The following is a 14,467-nucleotide window of genomic DNA, read 5'->3' on the forward strand; positions in this document are numbered from 1 at the left end:
ATTTAATTTTCAAAAAGGTGCAGGAAAAAACTTTCCTGCACCTCTGCCTTCTGGTCTGCTTTGCCTACTTTCCTTCATGTTCTTCATTGTATCTGGTGATATTATAAGATAATCTCATCAGACTTTCAGACAAATGAACATTCTCCACAATAATATTATCCGGCAGATTCAGATCTGTATGCGCAAAATTCCAGATAGCCTTAACTCCATTATCTACCAGGAGATTGGCAACCTCTACTGCTTTTGTCTTCGGAATCGTAAGAACCCCGATCTCAATATCGTTTTCTTTCACAAAATCCTTCAATTCATCCATCATACGGATCTCAACTCCACGGATCGTCAATCCGGCAAGCCTTGGGTTTACGTCAAACAGCCCTTTTAAAACAAATCCCCGATTTTCAAATGCTGCATAGTTCGCCAGTGCCTGTCCAAGATTTCCTGCTCCAATGATAACGAATTTATGTTTCTCGTTCAGTCCAAGGATCTTACCTATCTCTGTATAAAGATACTTTACATTATAGCCATATCCCTGCTGTCCAAATCCACCAAAATTATTCAGATCCTGACGGATCTGTGAAGCAGTTACTTTCATTCTTTTACTTAATTCATTGGATGATATCCGTTCGACTCCGCTCTCCAGTAGTTCCCCTAAATAACGATAATACCGCGGAAGTCTCCTTATTACTGCCTGAGATATTTCTCTTGATGCCACTTTCACTTCCACCTTCCTATTTTTTGACTCATTATTTTTAATTATATAAGAATCCAGTGAAAAAGTCAAATTTTATAGTTGTTTTTTGTCGTATTTCAGCTATAATTATGTTACTGTGAGCAGTAACATAATTGCCACTTTAACAGGAGGATATAAAAATGATACTGGCATGTCATAATCTGTCAAAAAGTTTTGGGGATCAGGTCATCGTAAAAGACGGATCCTTTCATATAGAGAACCATGAAAAAGCTGCCCTTGTAGGTATTAACGGAGCCGGCAAATCCACGATCCTCAAGATGATCGTAGGACAGCTTTCTCCCGATGCAGGGACGGTTGTTCTTACCAAAGGCAAAACTCTCGGCTACCTTGCACAGCATCAGGAGATGGAAAGCGGCAATACCATTTACGAAGAAGTCCGCACGGCAAAAGCCGAAGTCATTGAGATGGAAAAGCAGATCCGTACAATCGAGATCGAGCTTCCGTCTCTTTCCGGAGATGCTCTTGAAGCACGTCTTGCCACTTATCAGAGACTGACTTCTGCATTTGAACACGCAGACGGTTACGCCTATAAAAGTGAGCTTACCGGCGTTCTAAAAGGTCTCGGATTTACAGAAGAAGAATTTACTAAACCCGTAGATTCTTTATCCGGTGGTCAGAAGACCCGTGTATCTCTTGGCAAACTCCTTCTTACCAAGCCTGACGTCCTGCTTCTGGATGAACCAACAAACCACCTGGATATGAACTCCATCGCATGGCTGGAAACCTATCTTCTGAATTATCCGGGTGCTGTTCTTATCGTATCCCACGACCGCTATTTCCTGAACCGTGTGGTTACAAAGGTGATTGAAGTCGAGCAGGGACAGCTTCATACTTATATGGGTAATTATTCTGATTTTGCTGTCAAAAAAGAACAGCTCAGAGAAGCCAGATTAAAAGAATACTTGAATCAGCAGCGTGAGATCAAACATCAAGAAGCCGTGATCGAAAAGCTCCGTTCATTTAACCGTGAGAAATCCATCAAGCGTGCCGAAAGTCGGGAAAAAATGTTGGACAAGATGACACTTGTAGACAAACCGATGGAGATCAACACTGACATCCATCTGAAGCTGGAGCCTTCCCGTGTCAGTGGCAATGATGTCCTTTCTGTCAAAGGATTAAGCAAAGCCTTTCCGCCACAGACACTTTTCACCGATATCAGTTTCGAGATCAAGCGCGGGGAACATATAGCCATCATTGGCGACAACGGAACCGGAAAAACTACGCTTCTCAAGATTCTGAACAATGTGATCCAGGCAGACAGCGGTTCCTTTACACTGGGTGCCAATGTGGAGATTGGTTACTACGATCAGGAACACCACGTCCTTCATATGGATAAGACGATCTTTGAAGAAATTTCCGATGATTATCCGACACTTACCAACACACAGATCCGGAACATGCTTGCGGCTTTTCTTTTTACCGGAGATGATGTTTTCAAGCTGATCGGTGATTTAAGTGGTGGTGAAAGGGGACGTGTATCTCTGGCAAAGCTGATGCTCTCCAATGCAAATTTTCTGATCCTCGATGAGCCGACCAATCATCTGGACATCACTTCCAAGGAAATTCTTGAGCGGGCTCTGAACGATTATACCGGTACGATACTTTATGTATCCCACGACCGTTATTTCATCAACCAGACTGCCACCCGTATTCTGGAACTGACCGGCAATACCTTTGTAAATTATATCGGCAACTATGATTATTATCTGGAGAAAAAAGATCTTCTGACCCCGGCTGTTTCCACAGCTGCTTCCGAAGATGCACCGGCGCAGGTTTCCGAATCCAAACTAAGCTGGCAGGAACAGAAAGAAGAACAGGCACGTCTCCGTAAAAGGCAGAACGACCTGAAGAAAACAGAAGAACGTATCGGTGTTCTGGAAACACGTAATGGCAAAATCGATGAACTGATGATGCAGGAAGAAGTCTATACGAATTCTGTTAAATGCCAGGAACTGGCAAAAGAAAAAGCAGCAAACGAAGCAGAACTCGAAGAACTCTATGAAAAATGGGAAGAACTGGCTGAATAAGCCAGTTCTTCCCATTTTCCTGTCAGAGATACGCCCTTCATGCATTCCCTGCTCTTTTTATAATCTTTCTGCAATCGCTTTAATAAACCCTTCACTGTTCAGTACATGTACCTCCGGAAGAGTTGTGATCATTGCCAGATCCTTTGTCATATAACCCTCTTCAATCGTATCAATCGTTGCTTTTTCCAAACGGTCTGCAAAATCCATCAGTTCCTGGTTCCCATCCAGTTCTCCTCTCTTGCGCAAAGCTCCTGTCCATGCAAAAATTGTTGCAACAGAGTTTGTTGAAGTCTCTTCCCCTTTCAGGTGTTTATAATAATGACGCTGCACTGTTCCATGTGCTGCTTCATATTCATAAAAGCCTTCCGGTGATACCAGTACAGATGTCATCATGGCAAGTGAACCAAATGCTGAGGAAACCATATCACTCATCACATCCCCGTCATAATTCTTACATGCCCAGATATAACCACCCTCTGACTTCATTACACGGGCTACCGCATCATCGATCAGTGTGTAGAAATATTCAATTCCCGCTTCATCAAAAAGGTTCTTATACTCCGCATCAAAGATCTCCTGAAAGATATCTTTGAAAGTATGGTCATATTTTTTGGAAATGGTATCTTTTGTTGCAAACCAAAGATCCTGCTTTGTATCCAGTGCATAACTAAAACAGCTTCTTGCAAAACTTTCAATCGATGCATTGATATTGTGCATTCCCTGGATAATACCTGCTCCATCGAAATTATGGATCAGCTCTCTTGTCTCTGTTCCGTCAGGTGCCGTGTAGACCAGCTCTGCCTTTCCAGGTCCCGGAATCTTCATCTCGGTTCCTTTATATACATCCCCATAAGCATGACGGGCAATCGTGATCGGCTTCTTCCAGTTCTTTACACATGGTTCAATTCCTTTTACCACGATTGGAGCACGAAATACCGTTCCATCCAGAATCGCACGGATTGTTCCGTTCGGACTCTTCCACATCTCTTTGAGTTCATATTCTTTTACTCTTGCCGCATTCGGTGTAATGGTCGCACATTTGACTGCTACTTTGTACTTCTTTGTTGCATTAGCCGAATCAACTGTAACTTGGTCATCTGTCTCATTGCGGTGTTCCAATCCAAGATCATAATAATCTGTCTTAAGATCGATATACGGCAGAAGAAGATCATCTTTTATCATCTTCCAGAGAATTCTGGTCATCTCATCTCCGTCCATCTCAACAATCGGTGTCGTCATCTGAATTTTACTCATAACTTCGTCTCCTTTTTGGCTATTTTTCTTCGATATGCAGGTTCTCCATAACATGCATAATATGGATCGTTGCCAGATTGCCGGCTTTTTCCGCATCCTTCGCCTTGATGGCATTCAGGATCTCGTTATGCTCACCAATCGACTTGATCGCACGCTCTTCTGTCTTAACGGAAGTCCTTCTTGCAAGCTGTACATATTTGTGAAAATCTGAAAGCACATGATCCAGAATCCTGCTCTGTGATGCCTCATACAGAATCTGATGGAATCTTCCATCCAGCTCTGTCAGCTGATCGGAATGTCCTTTATCCATATGATACTCGGATAAAAGAATGATCTCATCTAGTTCTTCCAGCTGCTCCTGTGTAATATGTTCTGTTGCCCAACGGACGCATAATCCTTCCAGCATGGAACGAATCATATAAATATCATGTACATCCTTATCGGAAATACCGGTAACATAAGCTCCTTTATTTGGGATGATGTTCACCAGTCCCTCCAGTTCCAGCTGTCTAAGTGCCTCTCTTACCGGTGTACGGCTAACTCCAAGTTCCTTCCCCAATGTTGCTTCCCTGAGTTCGTCATTTTCTTCATACTTACCTTTCAGAATGTCATCTCTGATGGTCTGAAAAACCTGACTTCTCAATGAATACTCTTCCATTTTATCTCTCTCCTGAATTTCGTTAGATTGTAATCCCCTTTTCGTCACAGATTCTCTCAATCTCCCGGATTAGTTCCTGATCTGTGAGTACGGTCACACGGCCGGATTCATATTCCGCGTCAACCCACTTCTTCAATTCTACAACTAAAATGGAATTCTTGTCTACCTGTTTCTCATTTTTCAGGTGATAATATGTATTTATCCAATGTGCAATGCCTGCAAGACCGGAAGTATTTGACACAGCAACCAGCGGTGGACGGTTCAGAAACTTGCCGGTATCAAACACATTGTAGATTTCTTCGTTCTTTAACAGTCCGTCTGCATGGATCCCCGCACGGGTTACATTGAAATTCTTTCCGACAAACGGGGTACGCGGCGGAATCTGATATCCAATCTCTTTTTCATAATATTCTGCCAGTTCAGTAATCACCGTTGTATCCATACCATCCAGCGTTCCGCGAAGCTGCGCATATTCAAAAATCATCGCTTCCAGCGGCGTATTGCCGGTACGTTCACCGATTCCAAACAAGGAACAGTTCACACCACATGCTCCATAAAGCCAGGCCGTTGTTGAATTGTTGACTGCCTTGTAAAAATCATTATGTCCGTGGAATTCGATCAGTTCACTCGGTACACCTGCATGTACTCTGAGTCCGTAAATGATACCCGGAATGGAACGAGGAATCACAGCCCCCGGATAGTTGACTCCGTATCCCATTGTATCACAGACACGGATCTTCACCGGAATCTGATATTCTTCCATCAGATGCATCAGTTCCAGACAGAATGGAATGACAAATCCATAAATATCCGATCTGGTAATATCTTCCAGATGACATCTTGGACTGACACCGGTCTCCAGACATTCACGTACAACTGACAGATAATGTTCCATCGCCTCTCGTCTTGTCATCTTCAGTTTATAAAAAATATGATAATCCGAACAGCTTACCAGAATTCCGGTTTCCTTCATTCCCAGATCTTTTACCAGCTCAAAATCCTTTTTATTTGCACGGATCCAGCTTGTGACCTCCGGGAACTTATAACCTCTTTCCATACATTTATATACGGCATCACGGTCTTTCTTGCTGTATAAGAAAAATTCACTCTGACGAATCTTCCCCTGCGAACCTCCAAGCCTGTGCATATAATCGAAAATGGTTACAATCTGATCCGTTGAATAGGGTGCTCTCGACTGCTGTCCATCCCTGAATGTCGTATCAGTGATCCAGATCTCATCCGGCATACTGTGCGGTACAATACGATCATTAAACGCAATCTTAGGAATCTCATCATAATGAAACAGGTTCCGGAACACATTCGGTGTGTCCACGTCTACCAACGGGTACATATGCTCCTCAAGTTGCAATAAATTTGTATGCTTATCCAGATAAACCTTCCTATTTTCCATAACCGTCACTCCCTGACCTGTATTTTTGTATTTTTGTATTATTGTATACAACTATACCTTCGATGTCAACCCCATTTTCCTCATTTCGTGACTTTAGCCCAGTATTTCATTCAATTAAAGTGCTAATTGGTTAAATTTCCATATTTTTTCATCTATATCTCCCGTCTTTAATAAGCACCCAATCACATTTGCAGTCTCTATCCCCTCTCCCTAACTATGAAGCAGTCCTGCCCTTTTCACCAATACCGTTCATTGGCCGGGCGAGAAAAAGAATCTCTTCCAATCCTATTTTGTGCAATGGAGATGAAACTCAAAAATTATAGAAACCTCTGCTGACATAATTTTCGCCTTCGGAGGTTCATCGGAATGGTTTGCACAACCTGGATTGGAAGAGATTCTTTTTCTCGCCCGACCTAACAACCTTATTTTCAAAAAAAGACAGCCTCATCCCTCACCAGGGGATAAGACTGTCCTCTTAAACATTCTAATATAACTTCGCACTGATCAGCTTCGGTCTGAACCCGGCTGCCTCCAATGCCGCAATGATCCGGTTCTTATGATCGGTTCCAAATGCTTCCAGTGTCACACGAAGCTCCACAGCCGCATTCCGGTTAATACTTACAAACTGATTATGTTCCAGTTTGATCACATTTCCCTGCTCTTCTGCAATCGTCTGTGCCACTTTTACCAGTTCACCCGGTTTATCCGGAAGAAGTACCGATACAGAGAAGATACGGTCTCTCTGGATCAGTCCGTGCTGTACAACTGAAGACATGGTAATAACATCCATGTTCCCGCCGCTTAAGATAGATACTACTTTCTTACCTTTCAGATCCAGCTGTTTTAAAGCTGCAACGGAAAGAAGACCGGAGTTTTCTACTACCATTTTATGGTTTTCCACCATATCAAGGAATGCTCCGACCAGTTCATCGTCTTCTACAGTTACGATCTGGTCTACATTTTCCATGACGTATGGAAGGTTCTGTTCCCCGACTTTTTTTACTGCTGTACCATCTGCGATCGTGTTGGCACTTGGAAGTGTTACGGTATGTCCTGCTTCGATTGCAGCAGTCATACTTGCTGCTTCTGCCGGTTCCACACCAATCACTTTGATCTTTGGATTCAGCATTTTCGCAAGTGTAGATACACCTGTGATCAGTCCGCCGCCCCCGATCGGTGCAAGGATATAATCAACGGTCGGGAGTTCCTGGACAATTTCCATTGCAATCGTTCCCTGTCCGGTAGCTACATCCAGATCATCGAACGGATGTACAAAAGTATATCCGTACTCTTCTGCAAGCTCATAGGCCTTTGCACAGGCATCGTCATAGACATCTCCGTGTAAAACAACCTCGGCGCCATAGCTCTTGGTACGGTTTACCTTGATCAGCGGAGTGACAGTTGGCATAACAATCGTCGCCTTACATCCAAACGCTTTTGCCGCATATGCCACACCCTGCGCATGGTTTCCTGCTGAAGCTGTGATCAGACCTTTTGCACGATCTTCCTCAGAAAGTGTGCTGATCTTGTAATAAGCTCCTCTTAATTTGTATGCACCTGTGTACTGCATATTTTCCGGTTTCAAATAGACCTTTCCCCCGGTCTGGCTACTGAGATACTCACTGTAGATAAGCTTTGTCGGACGTGTCACACGTTTTACGATCTCGCTTGCTTCTTCAAATTTTTCCAATGTCAGCATATTATTATTCTTCTCCTTCTTCCTTCTTTTCTTCTGTTGTAAATAATGCCTGTACAAATTCGTCGGAATCGAATTTCTGCAGATCATCGATTGTCTCACCGACACCTATATATTTAACAGGAATTCCAAGCTCTGCCTGAATTGCAACTGCAATTCCACCTTTGGCCGTTCCATCCATCTTAGTCAGGATAATTCCTGTAATATCCGCAACATCACTGAATTCCTTTGCCTGTGAAAGTGCATTCTGTCCGGTCGTTGCATCCAGAACGACCAAAGTTTCCCTGTATGCTTCCGGATATTCTCTTTCCAGCACACGGTTAATCTTCTTCAGTTCCTCCATCAGGTTCTTTTTATTGTGAAGTCTTCCAGCTGTATCCACCAGAAGGATATCTGCCTTTCTCGCTTTTGCAGCCGCTACCGCATCATAAACGATGGCTGCCGGATCTGCACCTTCCTGTCCGCCGATCAGATCTGCATCCGAACGATGTGCCCATTCCTTTAATTGATCGCCCGCAGCTGCACGGAAAGTATCTGCTGCAGCAAGCACAACTTTCTTGCCCTGACCTCTCATCTTACCGGCAAGTTTTCCGATAGTAGTCGTCTTTCCGACTCCATTTACTCCGATCACCAGAACAACAGAAGTCTGGTTTTCAAATTCATAAGCTGTCTCGCCTACATCCATCTGTTCTTTGATACTGTCGATCAGGAGCTGTCTGCACTCAATCGGCTCTTTGATATGCTGTTCTTTTACTTTTTTACGAAGATCATCAAGAATCGCGTAAGTTGCTTTTACCCCCAGATCTCCCATGATCAGAACCTCTTCCAGTTCCTCATAAAAGTCCTCATCTATCTTTGAAAATCCATGAAAAATACTGTCCATTCCAGACACGATATTATCGCGCGTCTTGTTAAGTCCTGCTACCAGACGCTTAAAAAATCCCATTTTTTCTTCTGCCATCATATCCTCCTATCCACTACTTTGTAAGCTCATCTTCCAGAAGATCCACAGATACCAGCGTTGATACCCCTTTTTCCTGCATAGTGATCCCATACAGCCGGTCTGCCGCTGTCATCGTACCACGACGGTGTGTAATGACGATAAACTGTGTATTTTTCGTCAGCTTGTGCAAATACTGTGCAAATCGCGTGACATTAGAATCATCCAGTGCCGCCTCGATTTCATCCAGCAGACAAAACGGGGAAGGTTTCAGATTCTGGATTGCAAACAGCAGCGAAATCGCCGTCAACGCCTTTTCTCCACCGGAAAGCTGCATCATATTCTGAAGTTTTTTACCCGGCGGCTGCGCAATGATCCGGATTCCGGCTTCCAGCACATCCTCATCATCCATCAGTTCCAGAGTTCCTTTTCCACCACCGAACAGTTGTTTAAACACCTGATTAAACTCCTGGCTGATCTTCGCAAACTGCTCAGTAAACTGCTTGCGCATCGCCTCGTCCAGCTCTTCAATGATCTTCTTGAGCGTTGCTTCTGCCTCTACCAGATCATCATGCTGCGTTTTCATAAATTCATACCGCTCGGAAAGATTTTTAAAATCTTCGATCGCATTGACGTTCACCGATCCAAGTTTCCGGATCTCCGTCTTTAATTCCTGGATCCGCCTTCGCATCTCGGCAGGATCTGTCAGACTCTCATCCCGGATTTCCAGTGCATGATTATACGTCAGTTCGTACTCTTCCCACATATAATTGATCTGCTTTTCCAAAGCTTCCTCGTAGCCTTCTTTCTTGCTGGTAAGCCGGAAGGATTCTTTATCAAGTTCTGCCATATGAGCTGCCAGATCTTCTCGCTTTTTCAGGAATGCCTTATGCTTCTGATTCAGTTCTTCCCGCTTTTTCTGCGATTCTTCGATCTCTTTGTTAATTTCCTCAAATAATTCCTTTGAATTCTCTATCGTCTGCCGGATCTCGGTAATCTGTACTTCCTTTTGCTCTATTTCACCGTGATTCTCTCCTTTGCTTGCATTTAAAGTGGCAAGCTCTTCCTGGAATTTTCCCATCTCTTCCCGGATACGGACAAAATTCTCCTCGATAAAATCTTTTTTCTGCTCCAATGCAGCAAAACTGAGGTGAATATTTTCATTTTTGCGCACTTCTGCCGCTTCTGCCTCACGCTCTTTTTCCAGCCACTTCTGTGAGCTTTCCATCTGGCGTGTCAGCTCGTCCTCCAGTTGCTGGCTGGTCTCCAGCTCCATTTTGATCGATTCTTCGTTTTCCTCGATCTCATGAACCTGTTCTTCCAGTTTCTTGCGCTCCGCATAAATTCCTTCTGAATTTTCTCTGGTCACATTTTGACGGCTTTTTACCTGGTCCAGATTCATCTTCGCAGTATTTTGAACCACATAGTCATTCTGCAACTCCTGCTGGATTTCTTCCACCTTTGCATACAGCGCCGTCCGCTTCTCCTTTGCGGCCGCAACTTCTGCTTCCGATTTCTGGAGTTCTGTTTTCAGACGCGCAACCGTCTTTTCCAGTTCTTCAATCTCACGTCTTCTGCTGAGCAGATTACTGGAATTCTTAAATGCTCCACCACTCATTGCTCCGCCAGGATTGATCAGATCTCCTTCCAGCGTAACGATACGCAGAGACTGACGATACTTTCTTGCCAGACGGATCCCAGTATCAATGTTGTCTGCCACAAGAGTTCTTCCAAGAAGATGCTCTGCAAGAGATGTAAATTTATCTTCTACCGTTACCAGCTTGTCCGCCGTGCCGATCACACCCGGCTCGCGAAGGGCTTCTGCCCTGGCAAATCCCTGTCCCCCATGAATCGCTGTCAATGGAAGGAAAGTTGCACGGCCATACCGGTTCTGCTTCAGATAACCAATCATTTTTTTTGCAGTCTCTTCGTCTGCAGTAACAATATTCTGGATACTGCCTCCAAGTGCGATCTCCACCGCAGTCTCATATTTTTTATCTACTTTGATCAGATCAGCCACAACCCCCAGGATTTTCGGCTCACGGCTTTTCTGCTCCATCACACGACGGATACTGTTCCCATAACCATCGTAACGCTCCGTAAGGTTCCTCAGAGACTCCAGACGAGAGTACTCCCTGTGATAAGCATTCTGCCTGTTTCGCAGGTTTTCATTTGCCTGTCCGATCTCTTTTTGCAGTCCGGCAATCTCTGTTTCATAGTTTTTGATCTGTTCTACAGAATCCGTGATCTTCCCTGATACTGCCTTCAGTTCTTCCGTATACTGCGCGGCAAGTTCCTGTTGCCTCTGTACATCACTCTCCGCTTCTACCAGACGTTTGTAAAGCAGTGCCCGGCGTACCTTGATCTGTTCAAGCGTCGTTTCATAATGCTGCAGCTTTGCCTTCGTGGATGCACGGTTATTCAGAAGCTCACGGATATCGTTCTGATTCTTTTCAATCTCCACTGTCATCTCTGCAATCCGGCTCTGCAGGGCAGTCAGCTCCTCTCCTGCCTGCTTTTGTCTCTCAGATGCTGCTGCAAGATGTCTGTCGATCTCTGCTTTTTCTTCTTCCAGTTCGGATTTCTGCCTTTCACGGTTTGCAAGCTCTGCCTGAATATCGTTTGCGCGTTTTTCATAGTGTTCATCATTCATACGGACACTGTTGATCTGCTCTTTTAAAAGCTCGATCTGGTTTTCCAACTGCTGCTTCAGAAGTGTTGTCTCATTTCTCTGACTTTTTGCATGCTCGATTCCGGCGTCGATCTCATCTACTTCCTGCTCGATCTTCTCATACTGTGCCTTCATATCTTCATGCTTTTTACCGGCTTCAGTGAGTTCATTCTGCGCAATCTTCAGCTTCTCATCGTTTTCCCGGATCTGCCCCTTCAGACGTTTCATCTCCACCAGGAACATATTGATGTCATAATGCTTCAGTTCTTCTCTCTTTTTCAGATATTCCTTCGCTGTCTCCGACTGTTTCTGAAGCGGACCAAACTGCTTTTCCAACTCTCCCAAAATATCATTGACACGGACCAGATTGCTCTGCTCTTCTTCCAGTTTGCGAAGAGATAACGCCTTACGGCGCTTAAATTTGACAATCCCGGCCGCCTCATCAAAAAGCTCTCGTCTCTCTTCCGGCTTACCGCTCAGGATCTTGTCAATCTGTCCCTGTCCGATGATCGAATATCCTTCTTTTCCAATACCTGTATCATAAAACATCTCATTGATATCTTTGAGCCTGCAGACACTGCCGTTGATCAGGTATTCACTTTCCCCCGAACGGTACAACTTTCTTGTGACTTTAACCTCTTCAAACTCCACCGGGAGTTTGTGATCTGAATTATCCAGTGTGATCGCAACCGATGCGTAGCTGAGGGGTTTCCGGTTTTCCGTACCGGAAAAAATAACATCCTGCATCGTACCTCCACGGAGCTGCTTCACCTTCTGCTCTCCGAGTACCCAGCGGACGGCATCCGCCACGTTACTTTTCCCACTTCCGTTCGGTCCGACGATTCCGGTGATCCCGTTATGAAATTCAAAGACAATCTTATTTGCAAAAGACTTAAATCCCTGTACTTCAATACTTTTTAAATACATGCCTCACCTACTGTACCTTTCCTTCTTTCAGCTTCAGGATTGCCTGATAAGCCGCTTCCTGTTCGGCAGCCTTTTTGGTCCTTCCGATACCACATCCAAAGGCTTCTCCGCCGATCACAACCTCTACACGGAAGGATTTATTGTGGTCCGGTCCCTCTTCTCCTACCAGCTGGTAGACAATTCCTTTTTCCTGACCGCCCTGTACCATTTCCTGCAGGATAGTCTTGCTATCATAAAAGAGCCGTTTCCCTTCCAGGTCGTTTAAAATATATTTTAAAATAAACTCTTTCGCATTAGCAAAACCACCATCCAGATAAATCGCACCAATCAGTGCTTCCAATGCATCCGAGGTAATAGACTCTCTGAATCTTCCACCGGTCGCGTCCTCACCTTTCCCAAGCAGCAGATAACTTCCAAGTTCCAGATCCCGCGCACAAAATGCAAGTGCCTTCTCGCATACCATGCTTGCTCTTAACTTAGTCAGTTCTCCTTCCGGCATTGTCTGGTTCTCGAAAAAAAGATATTCGCTTGAAATCAGTTCCAGGACAGCATCTCCAAGGAATTCCAGACGTTCATTACAGTCTGCCTTCTTCATATGCTTTTCATTCACATAAGAGCTGTGCGTCACAGCATGTCTGAGCAAATGGCTGTCCTTGAAATTGTAGCCGATTTTTTCTTCCAGTTCCTTTACATTTCTGCTCATGATTGCTCCTCCAATTTTAAAAAAGGACACTCCCCAAAAATGGGGATGTCCCCTGTAATCATTTTCCTTAGTTAACAGCGTTCTTGATCTGTTCTACAGCATCACCTACTGTTGCGATCTTTTCTGCATCTTCATTTTCAATTTCGATATCAAATGCATCTTCAATTCCCATAATAATCTGGAAAATATCAAGCGAATCAGCTCCCAGATCATCTACAAATGTAGTGTCCATCGTAATTTCATCCGGGTTACATCCCATCACATCAACAATAATGTCTTTCAGTTTTTCAAATTCCATAATTCTTAATCCTTTCTGAGCTTATTCCTGTGCGGATTTTTCTTCCGCCTGAATACATTCTTTGATCTTTTCATTGATTCCTTCTTCTTTGAAGGTTACGCACTGCAAAATTGAATTGCAGACTTCTTTTGCCTTGGAACTGCCGTGTGTCTTTACTACCAGACCGGTGAGTCCAAGCAGTGGTGCTCCACCGTACTCACTTGCGTCAAAATCCTTCATAGTCTTTTTCAGCACCGGCTTAACCAGAAGTCCACCGATCATGCCGCGGAGATTCTGCTTCATACCACCTTTGATCTTGCTTACAAGAACCGATGCTACTCCTTCATAGAGTTTCAGGATCACGTTGCCGGTAAATGCTTCACAGACGATAACATCTGCCTGTCCGTGAGGGATTTCTCTCGCTTCGATGCTTCCGATAAAGTTAATATCCTTACATTCTTTCAGCATAGGAAAAGTCTCCTTAACCAGGGCATTACCCTTTTCTTCCTCAGCTCCGATATTGACGATCGCAACCTTCGGATTCTTGACTCCCATAATATGTTCCATATAGATCGAACCCATCTTGGCAAACTGCACCAGATGTGAAGGTCTTGCATCTACATTCGCCCCACAGTCGATCAAAATGGAGAATCCTTTTTCTGTCGGGATCAGCGGTGCAAGCGGTGGTCTTTCCACCCCTTTGATACGTCCAACCAGAAGCTGTCCCCCGGCAAGAACCGCACCGGAACTTCCTGCTGAAACAAAAGCGTCAGCTTCTTTATCCTTCACCATCTTAAGACCTACCACAATGGATGAGTCTTTCTTTCTGCGGATCGCCATAACCGGCGGTTCTGCTGTCTCAATTACTTCCGATGTATGAACAACCGAAATCTGTTCTTTATTATATGTGTACCCGGAAAGTTCCTGATTGATGACATCTTCTTTTCCGACCAGGATCACATGGATCGCATCTGACTTCCCGACCGCCTCGACCGCACCTTTGATGATCTCATGCGGTGCGTTGTCTCCGCCCATTGCATCGACAACAACTTTTGTTATTTCTTTCATACTGTTACCTCCCAGCATTACTAAACCAATTCTACTAGACATGACCGTAAAAATCAATAATATTTAGCAGATTTAGGAAAATTA

Annotated in this window: 11 protein-coding genes; 1 reads left to right on the forward strand and 10 read right to left on the reverse strand. The window is 44.3% G+C overall.

Annotation, left to right across the window (positions count from 1 at the left end; translation table 11 throughout):
- Positions 1-64: 64 nt before the first annotated feature.
- On the reverse strand, positions 65-712 hold the full coding sequence (locus PG840_RS00545) for a redox-sensing transcriptional repressor Rex (RefSeq protein WP_022219887.1): 648 nt from the start codon (positions 710-712) through the stop codon (positions 65-67).
- Positions 713-870: 158 nt separating this feature from the next.
- On the opposite strand from PG840_RS00545, the gene abc-f reads away from it, so the two are divergent.
- Positions 871-2,778: a ribosomal protection-like ABC-F family protein gene (gene abc-f / locus PG840_RS00550; RefSeq protein WP_270205072.1), complete on the forward strand. Its 1,908-nt coding sequence runs from the start codon at positions 871-873 to the stop codon at positions 2,776-2,778.
- Positions 2,779-2,835: 57 nt separating this feature from the next.
- Here the strand turns inward: abc-f and PG840_RS00555 are convergent, their stop codons facing one another.
- From PG840_RS00555 to plsX, 9 genes are all read right to left on the reverse strand, one after another.
- Positions 2,836-4,032: an NADP-dependent isocitrate dehydrogenase gene (locus tag PG840_RS00555; RefSeq protein WP_022219885.1), complete on the reverse strand. Its 1,197-nt coding sequence runs from the start codon at positions 4,030-4,032 to the stop codon at positions 2,836-2,838.
- Positions 4,033-4,051: 19 nt separating this feature from the next.
- Entirely contained in the window at positions 4,052-4,690 is a 639-nt protein-coding gene (locus PG840_RS00560; protein WP_055248874.1) for a GntR family transcriptional regulator, read from the reverse strand.
- Between the two features lie 22 nt (positions 4,691-4,712).
- Positions 4,713-6,101, reverse strand: a complete 1,389-nt coding sequence (locus PG840_RS00565; RefSeq protein WP_118217800.1) for a 2-isopropylmalate synthase — start codon at positions 6,099-6,101, stop codon at positions 4,713-4,715.
- 484 nt (positions 6,102-6,585) lie between these two features.
- Positions 6,586-7,800 (reverse strand): threonine ammonia-lyase, encoded by a 1,215-nt coding sequence (gene ilvA, locus PG840_RS00570; RefSeq protein ID WP_008372180.1) that lies wholly within the window; start codon positions 7,798-7,800, stop codon positions 6,586-6,588.
- A gap of 4 nt (positions 7,801-7,804) precedes the next feature.
- Positions 7,805-8,758 carry a signal recognition particle-docking protein FtsY gene (gene ftsY, locus PG840_RS00575; RefSeq protein WP_022219882.1) on the reverse strand — a complete coding sequence of 318 codons (954 nt, stop codon included), beginning with the start codon at positions 8,756-8,758 and terminating at the stop codon, positions 7,805-7,807.
- Positions 8,759-8,774: 16 nt separating this feature from the next.
- Positions 8,775-12,335 (reverse strand): chromosome segregation protein SMC, encoded by a 3,561-nt coding sequence (smc, locus tag PG840_RS00580; RefSeq protein WP_270205073.1) that lies wholly within the window; start codon positions 12,333-12,335, stop codon positions 8,775-8,777.
- A 7-nt stretch (positions 12,336-12,342) separates the two neighbouring features.
- Complete coding sequence (rnc, locus tag PG840_RS00585) at positions 12,343-13,038, reverse strand: ribonuclease III (RefSeq protein ID WP_022219880.1); 696 nt, start codon at positions 13,036-13,038, stop codon at positions 12,343-12,345.
- A 67-nt stretch (positions 13,039-13,105) separates the two neighbouring features.
- Entirely contained in the window at positions 13,106-13,336 is a 231-nt protein-coding gene (gene acpP / locus PG840_RS00590) for an acyl carrier protein (RefSeq protein ID WP_008372189.1), read from the reverse strand.
- Positions 13,337-13,357: 21 nt separating this feature from the next.
- The gene (gene plsX, locus PG840_RS00595) at positions 13,358-14,383 is read right to left on the reverse strand and encodes a phosphate acyltransferase PlsX (protein WP_022219879.1); all 1,026 of its coding nucleotides are present in this window, start codon (positions 14,381-14,383) and stop codon (positions 13,358-13,360) included.
- Between the last annotated feature and the right edge of the window lie 84 nt (positions 14,384-14,467).

Origin of the sequence: Coprococcus sp. AM97-35 (assembly GCF_027697525.1) — a bacterium.
GTDB classification, from domain to species: Bacteria; Bacillota; Clostridia; order Lachnospirales; family Lachnospiraceae; genus Allocoprococcus; species Allocoprococcus comes.

Coding starts and splice junctions, on each gene's coding strand:
- abc-f (WP_270205072.1), top strand. CDS start 871: ATGATACTGGCATGTCATAATCTGTCAAAAAGTTTTGGGGATCAGGTC.
- PG840_RS00555 (WP_022219885.1), bottom strand. CDS start 4,032: ATGAGTAAAATTCAGATGACGACACCGATTGTTGAGATGGACGGAGAT.
- PG840_RS00560 (WP_055248874.1), bottom strand. CDS start 4,690: ATGGAAGAGTATTCATTGAGAAGTCAGGTTTTTCAGACCATCAGAGAT.
- PG840_RS00565 (WP_118217800.1), bottom strand. CDS start 6,101: ATGGAAAATAGGAAGGTTTATCTGGATAAGCATACAAATTTATTGCAA.
- ilvA (WP_008372180.1), bottom strand. CDS start 7,800: ATGCTGACATTGGAAAAATTTGAAGAAGCAAGCGAGATCGTAAAACGT.
- ftsY (WP_022219882.1), bottom strand. CDS start 8,758: ATGGCAGAAGAAAAAATGGGATTTTTTAAGCGTCTGGTAGCAGGACTT.
- smc (WP_270205073.1), bottom strand. CDS start 12,335: ATGTATTTAAAAAGTATTGAAGTACAGGGATTTAAGTCTTTTGCAAAT.
- rnc (WP_022219880.1), bottom strand. CDS start 13,038: ATGAGCAGAAATGTAAAGGAACTGGAAGAAAAAATCGGCTACAATTTC.
- acpP (WP_008372189.1), bottom strand. CDS start 13,336: ATGGAATTTGAAAAACTGAAAGACATTATTGTTGATGTGATGGGATGT.
- plsX (WP_022219879.1), bottom strand. CDS start 14,383: ATGAAAGAAATAACAAAAGTTGTTGTCGATGCAATGGGCGGAGACAAC.